This window comes from Salinicola corii, from assembly GCF_008298015.1.
Lineage (GTDB): Bacteria > Pseudomonadota > Gammaproteobacteria > Pseudomonadales > Halomonadaceae > Salinicola > Salinicola corii.
Map to the genome: position 1 here is coordinate 174,336 of NZ_VTPX01000006.1, position 17,482 is coordinate 191,817.

The 17,482-nt window shown below is 60.4% G+C and carries 16 protein-coding genes; all 16 read left to right on the forward strand.

Translation table 11 applies throughout. The features are described from left to right. Positions 1-266 precede the first annotated feature (266 nt). The 16 genes from F0A16_RS21740 to flhA all read left to right on the forward strand — a co-directional run bounded on the left by F0A16_RS21740 (position 267) and on the right by flhA (position 17,450). Positions 267-581, forward strand: coding sequence for a flagellar hook-length control protein FliK (locus F0A16_RS21740; protein ID WP_187775993.1), 315 nt, complete (start codon positions 267-269; stop codon positions 579-581). Further along, positions 578-874, forward strand: a complete 297-nt coding sequence (locus F0A16_RS12415) for an EscU/YscU/HrcU family type III secretion system export apparatus switch protein (RefSeq protein ID WP_149435711.1) — start codon at positions 578-580, stop codon at positions 872-874. The genes F0A16_RS21740 and F0A16_RS12415 overlap by 4 nt, the downstream gene beginning before the upstream one ends. A gap of 320 nt (positions 875-1,194) precedes the next feature. Continuing rightward, positions 1,195-1,527, forward strand: coding sequence for a flagellar transcriptional regulator FlhD (gene flhD, locus F0A16_RS12420; RefSeq protein WP_149435712.1), 333 nt, complete (start codon positions 1,195-1,197; stop codon positions 1,525-1,527). Between the two features lie 3 nt (positions 1,528-1,530). Continuing rightward, positions 1,531-2,121, forward strand: coding sequence for a flagellar transcriptional regulator FlhC (gene flhC, locus F0A16_RS12425; RefSeq protein ID WP_149435713.1), 591 nt, complete (start codon positions 1,531-1,533; stop codon positions 2,119-2,121). A 186-nt stretch (positions 2,122-2,307) separates the two neighbouring features. After that, positions 2,308-3,195, forward strand: coding sequence for a flagellar motor stator protein MotA (gene motA, locus F0A16_RS12430; RefSeq protein WP_149435714.1), 888 nt, complete (start codon positions 2,308-2,310; stop codon positions 3,193-3,195). Beyond that, a complete protein-coding gene (gene motB / locus F0A16_RS12435; protein ID WP_149435715.1) occupies positions 3,192-4,115 on the forward strand; it encodes a flagellar motor protein MotB in 924 nt (307 codons plus the stop codon). The genes motA and motB overlap by 4 nt, the downstream gene beginning before the upstream one ends. A 48-nt stretch (positions 4,116-4,163) precedes the next feature. Next, positions 4,164-6,257 carry a chemotaxis protein CheA gene (cheA, locus tag F0A16_RS12440; RefSeq protein ID WP_149435716.1) on the forward strand — a complete coding sequence of 698 codons (2,094 nt, stop codon included), beginning with the start codon at positions 4,164-4,166 and terminating at the stop codon, positions 6,255-6,257. Continuing rightward, the gene (locus F0A16_RS12445) at positions 6,254-6,754 is read left to right on the forward strand and encodes a chemotaxis protein CheW (RefSeq protein WP_149435717.1); all 501 of its coding nucleotides are present in this window, start codon (positions 6,254-6,256) and stop codon (positions 6,752-6,754) included. The genes cheA and F0A16_RS12445 overlap by 4 nt, the downstream gene beginning before the upstream one ends. Positions 6,755-6,995: 241 nt before the next feature. Further along, complete coding sequence (locus F0A16_RS12450; protein WP_187775994.1) at positions 6,996-8,606, forward strand: methyl-accepting chemotaxis protein; 1,611 nt, start codon at positions 6,996-6,998, stop codon at positions 8,604-8,606. 129 nt (positions 8,607-8,735) lie between these two features. Beyond that, positions 8,736-10,907, forward strand: coding sequence for a methyl-accepting chemotaxis protein (locus F0A16_RS22125; RefSeq protein ID WP_149435719.1), 2,172 nt, complete (start codon positions 8,736-8,738; stop codon positions 10,905-10,907). A 14-nt stretch (positions 10,908-10,921) separates the two neighbouring features. Next, positions 10,922-11,827, forward strand: coding sequence for a CheR family methyltransferase (locus F0A16_RS12460; protein ID WP_149435720.1), 906 nt, complete (start codon positions 10,922-10,924; stop codon positions 11,825-11,827). Between the two features lie 2 nt (positions 11,828-11,829). Then, a complete protein-coding gene (locus F0A16_RS12465; protein ID WP_149435721.1) occupies positions 11,830-12,894 on the forward strand; it encodes a protein-glutamate methylesterase/protein-glutamine glutaminase in 1,065 nt (354 codons plus the stop codon). A gap of 77 nt (positions 12,895-12,971) precedes the next feature. After that, entirely contained in the window at positions 12,972-13,361 is a 390-nt protein-coding gene (cheY, locus tag F0A16_RS12470; protein WP_110599394.1) for a chemotaxis response regulator CheY, read from the forward strand. A gap of 19 nt (positions 13,362-13,380) precedes the next feature. Further along, positions 13,381-14,049 carry a protein phosphatase CheZ gene (cheZ, locus tag F0A16_RS12475; protein ID WP_149435722.1) on the forward strand — a complete coding sequence of 223 codons (669 nt, stop codon included), beginning with the start codon at positions 13,381-13,383 and terminating at the stop codon, positions 14,047-14,049. A 156-nt stretch (positions 14,050-14,205) separates the two neighbouring features. Further along, positions 14,206-15,369: a flagellar biosynthesis protein FlhB gene (gene flhB, locus F0A16_RS12480; protein ID WP_149435723.1), complete on the forward strand. Its 1,164-nt coding sequence runs from the start codon at positions 14,206-14,208 to the stop codon at positions 15,367-15,369. After that, on the forward strand, positions 15,366-17,450 hold the full coding sequence (gene flhA / locus F0A16_RS12485) for a flagellar biosynthesis protein FlhA (RefSeq protein WP_149435724.1): 2,085 nt from the start codon (positions 15,366-15,368) through the stop codon (positions 17,448-17,450). The genes flhB and flhA overlap by 4 nt, the downstream gene beginning before the upstream one ends. The last annotated feature ends 32 nt before the right edge of the window (positions 17,451-17,482 follow it).

Genomic DNA, 17,482 nt, shown 5'->3' on the forward strand with positions numbered 1-17,482 from the left:
GTATGTCGATGGCACCGAACTCCGGCGTCGCGGCATCTCCCGATGTGGCGGCCGGTCTGAGCACCAAGCGGCTTCCTGCTTCTACACATGAGGTGGCGAGGCCGGTGGGAAACCGGGCTGACGAGCCTGCTCCATCGTCGATGACCCGGGTCCATCAGTTATCTCAGGCGCCTTCTGACACGCTGCAATCGCTGGTTCGACAACAATTGGAGGTGATCGTGGCGCCCAACCTCCGTTGGGATGGGCAGCTCTGGCCGGGAGTCCCCATGACGATGCTCCTGAGCGAGATTTCAGGCAAAGACGCTCGCGACGATAGCCTCGAGAACTCGCGGAGCCGCCGGGAGCAGGGAGAAGGTAATGGCGATGCCAGCGACTGGCGTGCCGAAGTTCAGGTCCACTTACCCGCTCTGGGCGTCATCGATATCATTTTTCGCACGCGTCGCGATGCCGCTCTGCAAGTCGAGATCAAACCCGCCGAGGAGTCGGCTCGGGACTCCATCCAGGTCGGGCTCTCGTCATTTCGCGAGCGATTGTCGTCGCTGGGGATCGAGGTGAATTTGGCATTGGGAAGTAGAGCGTGAGCGATAACGAGGAGAGCGACGCCCGGCGCCGCGCGGTTGCCCTGGCGTATAGCGGCGAGCGTACTGACGCGCCCCGTGTCGTCGCCAAGGGGTACGGAAATCTCGCAGAGCGTGTTATCGAACTCGCCAATCAGGAGGGGATATTCGTGCATGACTCGCCGGAGCTAGTCGCACTGTTGATGCAGGTCGATCTGGATGCACGCATCCCGGAGTCCCTCTACCAGGTTATCGCGGAGTTGTTGGTGTGGATCGGACAGGTCGACCGTTCACTCGACACAGAGCTAGGAAGCTAACGTTTATTCCTTGTCATTTAATTCAACGATATGCCCCTTGGCTATTACATCGGACGCGCCCCAGCTAAATTTAGCTTCAGATCCATGGGGGCCCGGCCATCAGATATTGATAACTAGATCAATTGTTTGAAGCACCGGCTCGTTGCGTTTCGTATACGCAAGGTTACTTAACTATATGTTTAGTGACAAAACTTGCTTTTTTTCATCAAAAAGTCGCAAACTGGGTCCACCATGGAGAACTGAAGTAGGAACAGCAGCAGTAGGCAGTTGGAGCATCTGATCAACAGATGCCGATAAAACCATACGCAGGGAACCTAGCAATGCACTCTAATAGTCTTCTCGACGATATTCAGGATCTTAACCTCTCCTACCTCCTCTTGGTTCAGCGTCTGCTGAACGAAGACCGGGAGTCGGCGATGTTTCGGCTCGATCTCAATGCCGACCTGGCTGACACCATCGCGCGGTTGTCGATCAAGCAATTGACTCAGCTATCTCGCACCAATCAACTGCTTTGCAATTTGCGTTTCACCGATGCCGACAAGTTGAATCTGCTGATACATAACCCGAGGGCTCAGGGGCTCGAGCAGACCCATGCATCGCTGCTGATGGCCAGCGCGGGTCGCGCTCGGCCTTCTGTGCATCAGGGGAGTTGAGTCATGGCCGATAAAAGTCTCGTCGCGGAAATGCTTCAGGTGCAACTGGCGATCGAGCTGATCGAGCTGGGCGCACGTCTACAGGTGCTGGAAACGGAAACCGACCTGAGTCGTGGCCGGCTGATCAAGCTCTACAAGGAAGTCAAGGGAATGTCGCCGCCGAAAGGCATGCTGCCGTTCTCGGCCGACTGGTTCATCACCTGGCTTCCGAACATTCATTCCTCGCTTTTCTACAATATCTATCGTCGTCTCAATGATGAATTGGGATGCGGGCGGATGACCGCCTTCGTCAAGGCTTACCGTCTTTACTTGGAGCAAGTGGCCCTGGATAGGGTAGAAGCGACGCTGGGGCTGACTCGTGCGTGGACGCTGGTTCGCTTTTTCGAAAGCGATCTTCTGCAGCTTTCCCGGTGTAAGGGCTGCCAGGGCGATTTCGTGGCACATGCTCATAGCCCTGCACACGATTACGTCTGTGGTATCTGCCAGCCGCCGTCTCGCGCGGGGAAGACGCGCAAGGCCAAGCGGGTTGCCAAGCCGGTCGAGCGCACCTTCACCCCCGTCGAGATGCCTTTGGCGAAACGCCTGGCCGTCTAGCTGCAACATCTTTACAAAGCGGGCTTCATCGCCCGCTTTTTCATGCTTGCCGTAAAGTGACCGCGAGCCATTGGCTGTGCATTTTCGACGAATTACGCTTTTCTGATATTTCCACCCTCAAGCCCATCGGGTCTGCTGCCGATACAGTCATCAGGTTCGCCATGTACTGTATACGGGAGTATTTCCGTGCTGATCTTATTCGGCTACATCATCGTCTTGGGTAGCGTGTTCGGTGGCTACGTTGCGATCGGCGGCCACCTCGGCGCCCTCGTCCAGCCCGCCGAGTTCGTCATGATCATCGGGGCTGCACTCGGCGCCTTCGTGTGCGCCAACAACGGCAAGGCGATCAAGGCGACTCTGCGTTCGTTCTCGAAGCTCAAACGTACAAAACGCTATAACAAGATGATGTACATGGAGCTGATGGCGCTCCAGTACCGGCTTCTGACCAAGGCACGGCGGGATGGCATGCTGGCGATCGAGCGCGATATCGACTCGCCGCAGGATAGCGCCATCTTCGCGGATTACCCGAAAATCCTCTCGGATCCGATGATCATGGCGTTCCTGACCGATTACCTGCGTTTGATGGTGAGCGGGAACATGGATCCGTTCGAGATCGATGCGTTGATGGAGCACGAGATCGAGACGTTTCAGCACGAGGCGGAAATGCCGTCTCACTCGCTATCGGCCGTCGGAGATGGACTACCGGCTTTCGGGATCGTGGCTGCCGTCATGGGAGTCGTACATGCCCTGGGGTCGGCGGATCAGGGGGCCGGCGTCATGGGGCAGATGATTGCGCAGGCATTGGTCGGTACCTTTGCCGGGATCCTGCTGGCGTACGGCTTCGTAACGCCCGTGGCGCACCACATCAATCTTCAGGTCGGCGAGGCGACCAAGATGTTGCAGTGCATCCGCGTCACGCTGATGGCCAGTCTCAATGGCCTGGCACCGCAACTGGCCGTGGAGTTCGGTCGGAAGGCGCTGTTCACCGCGGTCAGACCTTCCTTCAGTGAGCTCGAGGAGCATGTTCGCTCCAGCGGCCAGACATTGCGCAGTACGGGGACGGATGGCTCATGAGGGGGAGTGGTGAACGACGCCCACTGATCATAAAGCGCAAGCGGGTACAGGCCGCGCCGCATCATGGAGGATCGTGGAAAATCGCCTATGCCGACTTCATGACGGCGCTGATGGCCCTGTTCCTGGTGTTGTGGATTCTGTCCACGGCCAGCCCGAGCCAGTTGGAACATATTGCCGAATACTTCCGCACGCCTCTCGCCGTGGCATTGACCGGTGGCGACAAGACCACGGCCAGTACCAGCGCCATCCCGGGTGGAGGTGACAACCCGACCAAGACTGACGGTGAAGAGCGTCGCGTGACCGTGCGTGAGCAGACGCGCTCGAGCGACGAGCAGCGTAATCTTCGCTATCTGCGCGATCGTCTCCAGAGCGTGATCCAGAATGATCCGCAACTCAAGGAGTTGCGGTCTCAATTGCGCATGGACTTCTCGCCAGAGGGATTGCGCGTCCAGATCGTGGATAGCGACAAACGGCCGATGTTCGAACTTGGCAGCGACCGGCTGGAGCCCTACATGCAGAAGATTCTGCGCCGAATCGCGCCAGTGCTCAACGAGATGCCCAACCCTATCAGCATCAGTGGTCACACCGACGATCTTCCTTACGCCGGGGGCGAAAAGGGGTACAGCAACTGGGAGCTGTCAGCCGATCGCGCCAACGCCTCCAGGAGGGAACTGATCGCGGCAGGTCTCTCTCCCGACAAGCTGCTGAGGGTCGCTGGTATGGGATCTCGCATTACGTTACCCAACACTCGTCCCAGCGACGACGTCAATCGCCGTATCAGCATAGTGGTACTGGACAATCGCGCGGCTCAGGCCATCGAACAGCAAGAGCGGGCGTCTTTTCCTGAGAAGATTCCCGCGCCAGTCGCCGGCGGTCGCGTCGAGGTGGGCGGGCAGAACGGGCAAGGTTCATCGACTTGATGCAGACGCGTTCACGCCCTTTTCGTAGGGCTTCTATGGCAGGTGCTCATGGACATTTCTGATTTTTACGACACGTTCTTTGAAGAAGCCGAAGAGCTGCTGGCGGATATGGAACGTCTGCTGCTGGATCTCGATGTCGACGATCCGGATGGCGAAGATCTCAACGCAATCTTTCGTGCCGCACACTCCATCAAAGGGGGGGCGGGTACCTTTGGCTTTACCGTCCTGCAGGAAACGACCCACCTGCTGGAGAACCTGCTGGACCATACCCGGCGTGGCGAACTCAAACTGCGGCGCGATATCGTCGACACGTTCCTGGAAACCAAAGATATGTTGCATGACCAACTGGACGCCTATCGCAATGGTGGTGAGCCCGATGCGGAGGCGTTCGAGCGCATCTCCCGCATGTTGCAGCAGATGGCGCTCGATGAGTTGGGGCAGGGCGAAGCGGTAAAGACGACGAAGCCGGATCCAGAACCGGCGCCGGATACCGGCGATTCGGGGCAGGCCGAGATCGATCACGATGACGTGGGGGTGGCCGCCGCACGGCGGTTGTCGATCACGTTGGCCAACGTCAGCGACAAGGATCGGGAGCTGCTGGTCGAGGAGCTTCAGCACTTCGGGACGATCAGCTCGCAGTCCGGTGATGTCGCCCGGTATCGGGTGCTGCTTGATAGCAACGAATCCCAGAACGATATCGAGGCCGTTCTCTGTTTCATCATCGAGCCGGAGCAGTTGTCGATCGAGGTGGAAGGCACGGGGGCGGTCGAAGACCTCGCGGCGCCTCCCGCGGCGACATCCGTGAGTGAAATGGCCTCCCCGGCGGCTCAAGCGTTCTCCGAGACGGATAAGGATGCACCGGGGGGCGCCGCGCCGCCGCGCGGACCCGGCAAGCCCAGCGGCAAAAGTGCCAAAGGCAGCGAGTCCAGCACCATTCGAGTGCCGGTCGACAAGGTGGATCAGATCATCAACCTGGTAGGCGAATTGATCATCACCCAGTCGATGCTGGAGCAGACGGCCAGCGATCTGGATATCGTGTCCCATGGACCGCTGGTCAACGGCATGAATCTCCTGCAGAGGAACGCGCGCGATCTGCAGGAATCGGTGATGTCGATTCGCATGATGCCCATGGATTACGTCTTCAGCCGTTTTCCCCGACTCGTGCGAGACCTCGCGGCCAAGCTGGGCAAGGATGTCGAACTGGTGACCGAGGGCAAGTCCACCGAACTCGACAAGAGCCTGATCGAACGCATCATCGACCCCTTGACCCACCTGGTGAGGAACAGTCTGGACCATGGCCTGGAGTCCCCGGACAAGCGCGAAGCGGCCGGCAAGTCACCGACCGGTCGCCTGACCCTGTCAGCCCAGCATCAGGGTGGCAACATCCTGATCGAGGTGATCGACGATGGCGCCGGGCTCAACCGTGAGAGGATTCTGGCCAAGGCGAGATCCAGCGGTCTCGCCGTTACCGATTCCATGAGCGACGACGATGTCTGGCAACTGATTTTTGCGCCGGGCTTCTCCACCGCCGAGCAGGTCAGCGACGTCTCGGGGCGGGGGGTCGGCATGGATGTCGTCAAACGCAATATCCAGGAGATGGGCGGGCACGTCGAGATCCTGAGCAAGCCCGGTCGGGGGACGACGACCCGGATCGTATTGCCGCTGACGCTCGCGATTCTGGACGGCATGTCCATTCGATGCGGCAACGAGACCTTTCTGTTGCCGTTGAACGCCGTGCTCGAATCTCTGCAGCCGCAAACCGATGACATCTATTCGATGGCGGGTGATGATCAACTGCTCAAGGTACGCGATGAGTACCTCCCAATCATCGCTCTACATCACGCGTTGGACGTGACTGGCGCCAAGACTGAATTGACCGCGGCCATTGCGGTCATCGTGCAGGGCGAGGGACGTCGCTATGCCCTGCTGGTGGACGACCTTGTCGGTCAGCAACAAGTCGTGGTCAAGAATCTCGAAACCAACTATCGCAAAGTGCCGGGCATCTCCGCCGCCACCATCCTCGGTGATGGCAGCGTGGCTCTGATTCTCGATATTGCCGATCTACATCGCCTCGACCGATGCAAATCGCAACAGCGTCACGAGGCGAAACATCAACACCTGCAAGAGGTATCGCTAGCATGAGTGCACAAGCGAACACGAACGCCCCCGCCAATGACGCGGCGAGCAGTGAATATCTGGTTTTCTCCCTGGGGGACGAAGAATACGCCGTCGATATCCTCAAAGTGCAGGAAATTCGCGGTTACGAAAACGTCACCCGGATCGCCAACGTGCCTGAGTTCATCAAGGGCGTTACCAATCTTCGCGGGGTCATCGTCCCGATCATCGATCTGAGGCTGAAGTTCCATCTCGACAAGATCGAGTACGGCGGACAGACGGTGGTGATCGTGGTCAACGTCGATGATCGCATCGTCGGTATCGTCGTCGACGGCGTCTCCGACGTGATGAGCCTGGCCCCGGACCAGATCAAGCCGGCGCCGGAGTTCGGTGTCACGCTCTCTTCGGATTATCTGAGCGGTATCGGCAGCCTCGAGGATCGGATGCTGGTACTGGTCGACATCGAGAAGCTGCTGACCCACGAGGAGATGCAGCTGGTGGAGCGGACGGCCGAAAGCGCCTGATCGTCAGGTACGGCAAGTCCCGGAAGACCGCAGCCTCGGCTGCGGTTTTTTGTTGTCGGAAGAAACCGGTCCAATTTCGAGACTTTGGTCTAATGCAGATAAAGGTGATCCAGTGGCAGGCCGATAAGAGAGCTGTCGCGCTTCGAAGGAGCGGTTTCGTGGGGAGCGAGCGTGGCGACCATCAAGCAACCTTTCGAGCAACCCGGGTAAAGATGTCATGCTGAATTTTCGTGAGTGGACGATGCGTCGCAAACTGTGGGCGACGCTGGGATTGATGTGGATCGGCCTGGTCATGGTGGCGGGATGGTCGCTTTACTCCATGCGGGAGAACCTGCTGGAACAGCGTATCCAGAGCCTGCAGTACTTCATCGGCAGCGCCAAGCAGCTGGTCGACAGCTACGTCAGCCAGGCGGAAAGCGGCGAGCTGAGCGAGGCGGACGCCAAGCAGCAGGCGCGTAACGCGCTCTCCCATCTCGGATTCGGTGCCGACGGCTACATATTCGTCTTCGATTCCAATCTCGAGATCGTCGAGCACCCGCGACGCGCGGTGGGTGACAGCATGCGGGACTACCAGGATCCCAACGGCGTCTATCTCTATCGTGAGATGCTCGCGGCCGCACAACAGCCGGATGGCGGCCTGGTGCCTTACGTCTCGCGTCGCAGCGATGGCGACGAGATGTACGACAAGCTCAGCTACGTGATGCGCGTACCGCAGTGGGACTGGCAGATCGCCACCGGGGTCTACGTCGACGACATCGATGCCACGCTGATCGATGGCGCCGCGGTCTACCTGGCGCTGATTGCAGCCATTGGCGGCTTGCTGTCGCTGATCGTGGCCTGGGTCATACGCAACGTGCTGGGGCGCCTGGGTGGAGATCCGGGACACGCGCGCAACAGCATCCAGAAAATCGCCGAGGGTGATTTCTCCCAGGCGCTGGTGCTCAAGGCCAGAGATACCGACAGCCTGCTTTTTGCGATAGAGAGCATGCGCCAGCGGTTGTCGAAGACCTTCTCCGACATCCGAGCCAGCGCCGAGTGGGTCAATGTCGGTGCCGGCCAGATCGCCGGTGGCAACCAGGATCTTGCCGTACGAACCGACCAGCAGTCCGCCGCCATTGTCGAGACAGCCTCCAGCATGGAGCAGTTGACCCAGACCGTTCGTCACAATGCGGACAACGCCGACACGGCCACCCGCGCCGCGACACAGACCCGGGAACGGGCCCAGCAGGGTGGCGAGATGATGTGCGACATCGAGACCACGATGTCGAAAATTCAGGAGGGTTCGCGGCAGATGGCGGAGATCGTCGACATGATCGATAACATCGCCTTCCAGACCAACATCCTCGCCTTGAACGCCTCCGTCGAGGCTGCGCGCGCCGGCTCTGCCGGACGAGGATTCGCCGTCGTCGCCGAGGAAGTCCGCAATCTGGCCAGCCGCAGCGCAGAGGCATCCAGAGAGATTCGGACACTGATCACCGGCTCGGGCGAGCAAGTCAATAGTGGCGCCACCCTGATCGAGCAGGCGGGCCGAGCCATGGAGGAGATCGTCTCTTCCGTGGCCAGCGTCAGTGGACTGATGGAAGAGATCGCCAACGCTTCCCGCGAACAGCGCAGCGGTATCGAACAGGTCAATCAGGCGATCACCGAACTCGATCAAGTCACCAGCCAGAACGCCGCCCTGGTGCAACAGACCGCCAATGCCTCCCAGTCGCTGGTGGGACAGGCTCGCAAGCTCGAATCGACGCTGGAGCATTATCGCGTCGCGCCAACCGATGCCGAAGATAATTCAGGATTGACGCAATGGCGGCTCAACGCCGAGCGGGAGCGCCATGACGTGGAGCAGCTCGCGTAAGCGGGTATTACTGCGGAAGGCTCAAGAGTGTGATCGATCGGCCGATAAGAATCCGCAACGATCACATTTGGTCTGCCTCATGCCCGCCGGCAGATTACGGATGGGCATAACAATACCAGGGATGCTGCGATGCGAAACAATCGACCTGTGACCGACCATGAATTCGTGGTGCGCGACTCGGATTACCTGATCTCGCGAACCGATCTGAAAGGCCGCATCACCTACGCCAATCCGGCTTTCGTTAAGGTCAGCGGCTTCAGTCGGGAAGAACTGATCGGCGCGCCCCATAACATCGTTCGTCATCCCGATATGCCTCCTGCGGCGTTCGCCGACCTGTGGAAGACCCTCGAGAGGGGCGAAAACTGGTCCGGAGTGATCAAGAACCGCCGCAAGGATGGATCCCATTACTGGGTTCAGTCCACGATCACGCCCATCATCGAGGACGGCAAGGTTGCCGGTTACACCTCCGTGCGAACCCGGGTTGCCGACAAGCCGCGTCAACTGGCGGAAAAGCACTACCCGCAGCTGCTGGCCGGGCGCAAGCGAGGCGTTAGGCTCGATCGTGGCGAACTGAAGCCGCGGGGATTCGTTCCCGCGCTTCGTCGGCTCAGCCTGGGCTCTCTGAAAGGGCGGCTGATCTCGATGATGGCGCTGGCCTTGGTCGTGCTGGTCGTCAGTGGTGGCGTATCGATCTACGCACTGCATGAAGACGGACAGCGTCTGCAACGACTGACCACCAATGGCCTCGAGGATCTGGCCCGGCTGCAGAAGATCGATCAGTTGATGTCGAAAGGCCGCGACCTCGTCTCCAAGCCGGTCAGTAATCCGATGGCGTCAGACCTGGCTCCGATCAACGAGCAAGTCGATGCCCTCATCGACGAATTGAACGCTACCTGGAGCGCCTTTTACCAGGGCCGGCCGGTCAATCAGACTGAAGCGGCGGAAGCCTTTGCCGCCGATCTCGAGAGTTATCGGGACGACGGGCTGAAGGGAGTCATGGAGGCGCTCAATAGTGGTGACTTCTACCAATCCTACGTGGCTTACAACGATGTGCTGCAGGCCAACAGCGACAAGATCAGTAGCGACCTCAACGTCCTGGTCGAGGCGAAGCGCCAGAGTGGCGCGGCCATGGCCGTCAGCGCCGCCGAATCCCAGCGCACCACAATGATCATCCTGCTCTCGCTGCTGGTGGCAGGGGCCATCCTGTTGCTTATCGTGGGCATGACGACGATTCGAGCGACGCTAAAGCCGGTTCGCGAAGCGCTGGATTTCGCACTGCAGATCGCCTCGGGCAATCTGGGCGCGACGCTGCGGCAACGCAGCCACGATGAAATCGGGCGTTTGATCGGCGCACTCAACAGCATGCGCCAGAGCCTGGGGACGATCGTCGGCGACGTCAATTCGAACGTCGCCGTGGTGGCGCCGGCGACTCGCGATATCGCCAGTGGCAACGAAGATCTCTCCTCGCGTACCGAGCAGCAGGCGGCGTCACTGGCGGAGACCGCTACCAGCATGGAACAGATGACGGCGACCGTGAAACAGAACGCCGACAATGCCCGCCAGGCCAACCAACTCGCCAATGGCGCGACCGATACCGTGCGGCGGAGCGGCCAGGTCATGGGTGAGGTCGTCGGAACCATGGGACGGATCACCGACAGCTCGCGCAAGGTTGCCGATATCGTTGGAGTGATCGACTCGATCGCCTTTCAGACCAACATTCTGGCGTTGAACGCTTCGGTCGAGGCGGCGAGAGCTGGTGAGCAGGGCAGAGGGTTTGCAGTCGTGGCCGGCGAAGTACGGAACCTGGCCAGCCGTAGTGCTGATGCCGCAAAAGAGATTCGGAACCTTATCGACAGCTCCACCCAGGAGGTGGGGCATGGCGCGGATCTGGTGCGTCAGGCCGAGGGATCTATCGACGAAGTCGTCAACGCCGTGACCCGTGTCAACGACATCATCAGCGAGATTTCCGCGGCTTCGGAGGAGCAGACCAGCGGCATCGAGCAGATCAGTCAGGCCGTCGCGCAGATGGACGAAGTGACCCAGCAGAACGCGGAGCGCGTGCAAACGACCGCATCCTCCGCTGCAGAGCTACGCGCGAGTGTCGAGCACCTCACTCACTCGATCGCGGTCTTTCGTCTGGCGGGCAGCGGCGAGGAACGTGTGACACCGTCCGGCAATCCCGAACCCGGTGAGCACCACGAGACACAGCAGTTGGCGAGGCCCACCGAGGTTACCGCCAGGCTACCGGCCGCCGGTCGCCGTATCGTGACGGATGACAATGAGGAGTGGGAGGCATTTTGAAAACCGAGTCGGTCATGTTCTCAGCCCCCGGTACTGGCGACAGTGGTGGTGACAGAGCCGTGCGTTTTACTCGGGATCTCGATTTTACTCTGCGTGATTTCGAGCGGGTTCGGGATCTGATCTACCGCCGTGCCGGCATCGTCATGGCCGACAACAAGCGTGAAATGGTCTACAGCCGGTTGGCAAAGCGTCTGCGGCTGCATGGCATGACCCGCTTCGGTGACTATCTCGACAGGCTCGAGGCCCGTTCGGATTCCGAGGAGTGGGAGGCTTTCACCAATGCCCTGACCACCAACCTGACCGCCTTTTTTCGGGAGGCACACCATTTTCCGGTACTGGCCGAAGAGGTGCGTCGTCGCGGCCCCGGTATCAAGATCTGGTGTGCCGGCGCGTCGACCGGAGAGGAACCCTACTCGCTGGCGATGACGGTAAAGGAGACGCTGGGCGCTGCCGCCGGCCAGGTAAAAATCCTGGCAACCGATATCGATACCGAAGCGTTGAACACGGCGCGGGCTGGAGTGTATCCGCTGGAAACGGTGGAAAAGCTCGGTGAGGCCCGCTGTCGTCAGTTTTTTCAACGCGGCAGTGGAGCCCGTGCCGGCAAGGCCAGGGCGCGCCCCGAGCTGGCGGCGATGATCGATTTCAGGCCGCTCAATCTGGTCACCGGTGCCTGGTCGAGCAGTGGGCCGTTCGACATCATCTTCTGCCGCAATGTCATGATCTATTTCGACAAGGAGACCCAGACCGAGATTCTGCGCCGCTTTGCAGGCCAGTTGAAGCCGGATGGACTGCTGTTTGCGGGGCATTCGGAGAATTTCTCCTTTCTGAGCCAAGCTTTCCGTTTGAGGGGGCAGACCGTCTACACGTTGGCATCGCCGTCACCGCGAGCAATGCCGGGGATGCCTCGCGCTAAGGAGTGACGGTGAAACCGATAATCAAGGTGCTATGCGTCGACGATTCGGCGCTCATACGGGATTTGATGACCAAGATCATCGATGACCAGCCTGACATGACCGTGGTTGCCACGGCGCCCGACCCGCTCGTGGCTCGCGATCTGATCAAGCAACACAATCCCGACGTTTTGACGCTGGACGTCGAGATGCCTCGTATGGACGGGTTGGACTTCCTCGAGCGACTGATGCGGCTGCGGCCGATGCCGGTACTCATGGTCTCCTCCCTGACGAAGCGCGGTTCCGAAATTACTCTCAAGGCGCTGGAGCTTGGGGCGGTCGATTTCGTTGCCAAGCCGGAAGTCGGCATCCGGGAGGGCATGCTGGAATACGCAGGGATGATCGCCGACAAGATCCGGGCGGCCGCGCAGGCCAGGCCCCGGCGCCAGGATCGTCCGGCCGGGTCCGGCACGCCACGTGAAGTGCTGAAGGCGCCGATGCTCTCGAGCGAGAAGATCATCATCATCGGGGCGTCGACCGGTGGAACCGAGGCGATTCGCCAGGTCATCGAGCCGTTGCCGGCCAATAGCCCGGCAGTGCTGATCACCCAACACATGCCGGGCGGTTTTACCCGCTCTTTCGCTGAGAGGCTTGATCGCCTCTGCCGTGTGACCGTCAAGGAAGCTGAAGCCGGGGAGCGGGTCCTGCCGGGACATGTCTACATCGCCCCGGGGGACTGGCACATGCGCCTGAGCCGTTCGGGAGCCAACTACGTGATCGCGCTCGACGACGGCCCTCCCGTCAACCGGCACCGCCCGTCGGTCGATGTGCTGTTCCAGTCCGCGGCCGACTGCGCCGGTCGGAACGCGCTGGGCGTCATTCTCACGGGGATGGGGCGCGACGGGGCGGCGGGCCTGTTGAAAATGCGCGAGGCCGGTGCTCACACGGTGGCGCAGGACGAGGCGAGCTGCGTGGTGTTCGGTATGCCCAAGGAGGCCATTGCGCTGGGTGGCGCGACCGAGATCATTGGGCTGCCGGACATCGCGGGGCACCTGGTCCAGCAGATGCATGCAGCGGGGCGCGCGCAGCGGGTTTGAGCGGCACTTATAAAGCGAATGGGTCTGCTGCCGATAAATCCCAGCAGGTTCGCCAAACGATTCGATGAGGACAGACGATGGCTGACAAGAACATGAGCATTCTGGTGGTGGACGATTTTCCGACCATGCGTCGGATCGTCCGCAGTCTGCTCAAGGAACTCGGGTTCGAGAACGTGGATGAGGCCGAGGATGGTCAGGAAGCGCTGACCAAGCTTCGGGCCGGTGGTTTCGAGTTCGTCGTTTCCGACTGGAACATGCCCAATCTCGACGGCCTGGAGATGCTAAAGGAGATTCGCCAGGACCCGAAGCTGTCGTCGTTGCCGGTGTTGATGGTGACGGCCGAGGCCAAGAAAGAGAACATCATCGCGGCTGCCCAGGCGGGCGCCAACGGTTATGTCGTGAAACCGTTCACTGCCGCGACACTCGAAGAAAAGCTCAATAAAATTTTCGAAAAGCTGGGCAAATAACGCCTCGGGAGGGGAGACCATGAGTAGTGCCAATCCTCAAACCAGAGTTGCCGAAAGCGTAGCACCCGATGACCTGATCCATCGAATTGGTCACCTGACCCGCATGTTGCGTGAAAACATGCGGGAGCTGGGCCTCGACAAGGAAGTGGAAAAAGCGGCCCAGGCCATTCCCGACGCCCGCGACCGGCTCAGCTATGTCGCTTCTATGACCGAGCAGGCCGCTGAGCGCGCACTCAATGCCATCGATCATGCACAGCCTCTACAGAACGCGCTGGAGAGCGAGGCGGTCGCCCTCGACAAGCGCTGGGATGCCTGGTTTGCCGAACCCAAGGCGCTGGACGAAGCCAAGGCACTGGTCAAGGACACGCGCTCTTATCTGCAGGCCGTGCCGAAGCAGACCAGTGCCACCAATGCGCAGTTACTCGAGATCATGATGGCGCAGGATTTCCAGGATCTCACCGGACAGGTCATCAAGAGAATGATGGAGGTGATCCACGAGATCGAACAGCAGTTGCTCCAGGTACTGATCGACAACGCGCCCGAGGGATCCGAACGCCGTGAGCAGGCTGCGATGTCAACGTCACAGCAAGGGTCTCTACTGAACGGGCCGCAGGTCAATCCTCAAGCCGTCGATGTGGTCAGCAGTCAGGACCAGGTGGATGACCTGCTGGATAGCCTCGGATTCTGACGTCGACGACGAGCGTTGCCAAGAGTTTCATCCTTCCAGAATATTCTCCCCCCGGAATAGCAGGGCGTTCGCCCTGCTATTTCGCCCTTTGAACTGACTTCTCTCCAAGCAGAATAGCGCCCATTCATTCATCCCCGACCCGGGCGGAGTGCGCGCTTGGCCGAACAGAACGACAGTGATCAGGAAAAGACGGAACCGGCGACTCCCAGGCGAATAGAGAAAGCGCGCGAGGAAGGGCAGGTGGCGCGCTCTCGAGAACTGGCGACGTTCCTGTTGCTGGCTTGCGGCGTGTTCGGGCTCTGGGTCATGGGCAGCAACCTCTATGACGAACTGGGCATCGTCATGGAGCAGGCCTTTCTTTTCGATCACGGGCTGGCGTTCGACACGGCCCGCATGCTGAGCCATGTCTGGTCGCTGGGCGAACATACTCTGATCGCTTTGCTGCCGCTTTTCCTGCTGTTCACGGTGGCCGCGATCCTGGGCCCGACGATGTTGGGCGGCTGGTTGCTGTCGGCGAAATCGCTCAAGCCCCAATTGAGCAAGCTGAACCCGCTCAAGGGCCTGAAGAGAATGTTCTCGACCCAGGCGCTGGCGGAACTGGCCAAGGCCATCGCCAAGTCGGCCCTGGTCGGTGGCGTTAGCATGGTCTATCTGTGGACGCAGCGCGATACGCTGCTCGGCCTCATGGAGATGCCGATTCAGCAGGCGTTGGCGACGGCCATGAGGATGGCGGCGGTGGGGTGCGCGCTCATCGTTACCTCTCTGTTGCTGGTCATTCTGATCGACGTTCCCTATCAGATATGGAGCCATAACAAGAAATTGCGGATGAGTCGCGAGGACATTCGACAGGAGCACAAGGAGACGGAGGGGGATCCGCACGTCAAGGGACGGATCCGCTCGCAGCAGCAGGCCATGGCGAGACGGCGGATGATGAGCAAGGTGCCGACGGCTGACGTGATCGTGACCAACCCGACCCATTACGCGGTCGCGCTGAGCTACCAGCAGGATGCGATGTCCGCTCCCGTCATCATCGCCAAGGGCGCCGATCAAGTGGCTGCCAGAATTCGGGAGCTCGGCGACGAAAACCGTGTGCCGAGACTGGAAGCCCCACCTCTGGCTCGCGCGCTTTATCATCACGTCGATCTCGACCAGGAAATCCCGGGCGATCTTTATACCGCGGTGGCCGAAGTCCTGGCTTGGGCATTTCGCCTCAAGCAGGTCGAAAGCGATGGCGGAGAGGTGCCAACGGTCCCCCGCGACTTACCCGTGCCTCCAGCGCTCGACGATGCGGCGCCGGATTCATTCAAGGAGAGTGAATGAACGCACTCAGCCAGTGGTTCGGTCAGCGCAAGTGGCCGGCGGAAACGCAGTACAGGGTGCTCGCGGGCCCCGTACTGATCATCATGATATTGAGCATGATGATCTTGCCATTGCCGCCATTCGCGCTCGATCTATTCTTCACGTTCAATATCGCGCTGTCGATCATGGTATTGCTGGTCAGCATGTTCACCGAGAAGCCGCTGGACTTCGCAGCTTTCCCGGCGGTGCTGCTGTTCTCGACACTGCTGCGGCTGTCTTTAAACGTGGCCTCGACTCGCGTGGTCCTGATGGAAGGGCACCAGGGCGGTGATGCCGCAGGCAAAGTGATCGAGGCCTTCGGCGAGTTTCTGATCGGGGGCAACTTTGCCGTCGGTCTGGTGGTGTTCCTGATTCTCGTCGTCATCAATTTCATGGTCATCACCAAGGGCGCCGGACGTATCGCCGAAGTCGGCGCGCGCTTCACACTGGATTCCATGCCAGGCAAGCAGATGGCGATCGATGCCGACCTCAACGCCGGCCTCATCGGTGAGGAAGACGCGCGCAAACGCCGCACCGAGATCAATCAGGAATCGGAGTTCTACGGTTCCATGGATGGCGCAAGCAAATTCGTCCGCGGCGATGCCATGGCCGGGCTGTTGATCATGGTCATCAACCTGATCGGCGGATTGATGATCGGCGTCGCGCAGCATGGCCTGCCTTTCGGCGAGGCGGTAAAGACTTACACCCTGCTGACGGTGGGCGACGGGCTAGTTGCCCAGATTCCGGCGCTGGTGATCTCGACCGCGGCGGGTGTCACGGTGTCGCGCGTCAACACCGACCAGGATGTCGGCCAGCAGCTGTTGAGCCAGCTGTTCAACAATCCGCGAGTGATGTTTTTGGCGGCGGGCGTCATGGGGCTGCTTGGCTTGATCCCGGGGATGCCTAACGTCGTGTTCCTGCTGTTTGCCGTCGTGTTGGCGTCCCTGGGATGGTGGACATGGCGGCGGGAGCAGGTCCAGGCGGTCCGTGCGGTGGAAGAGAGAGCGCCACCGGCGGTGCAGGAGACCCCCGAGGCGAGCTGGGACGACGTGCAACTGGTTGATATCCTGGGGCTGGAGGTGGGTCATCGCCTGATTCCGCTGGTGGACCAGCGCCAGAAAGGGGAGCTGCTGGGGCGAATCAAGAGCGTGCGCAAGAAATTCGCTCAGGACGTGGGGTTCCTGCCATCGGTGGTGCATATCCGCGACAACCTGGAGCTGAACCCCAATGCCTACGTGATCACCCTCAAGGGGGTGGAAGTTGGACGGGCGGAGGCGTTTCCTGGCAAGTGGCTGGCCATCGATCCCGGCCAGGTTTCCGGTGCCATCGAGGGCAGCCGTACCCAGGATCCGGCGTTCGGACTGACGGCCTACTGGATCGAGACGGCGCAGCGCGAACGAGCCCAGATCTATGGCTATACCGTCGCGGATGCCAGCACGGTGATCGCGACTCACCTCAATCATCTGTTGCACGAGAATGCCGGCGACATGCTGGGCCGGGCCGAGGTCCAGCAACTGCTCGACAAGGTCGCCGAACACCAGAAGTCGCTGGTGGAAGACGTGGTGCCCAAGCTGCTGCCGCTGACGTCGCTCCAGCGCATTCTACAGAATCTGCTGGCCGAGGATGTGCCGATTCGGGACATGCACACGATTCTCGACGTGCTGGCGGAATACGCCCCGCAGCAGTCGGATGCCAACGAACTGACCGCCCTGGTGCGCGTCGCGCTGGGGCGGGCGATCACGCAGCAGTGGTTCCCGGGACGCGAGTCGATGCATGTCATGAGTCTCGAGCCCAGGCTGGAACAGGTGCTCACCCAGGCGCTCAACAATGGTGGCGCTCTCGAGCCGGGGCTGGCCGATACCCTGATGCAGCAGACCGCCGCCGCGGTGGAGCGGCAGCAGAGCCGCGACGAACCGACCGTGCTGGTCGTGCAGCATGGATTGCGCGCTTTGCTGTCACGTTTCCTGCGCCGTCAGATCAAGTCACTGGTGGTTCTCTCGCAAGCGGAAATCCCGGATGACCGTAACCTGCGGGTCACCACGACCATTGGCGCACCGCCATGAGCCTACGGCGCTCGCTCCCATTATGGCGAGTC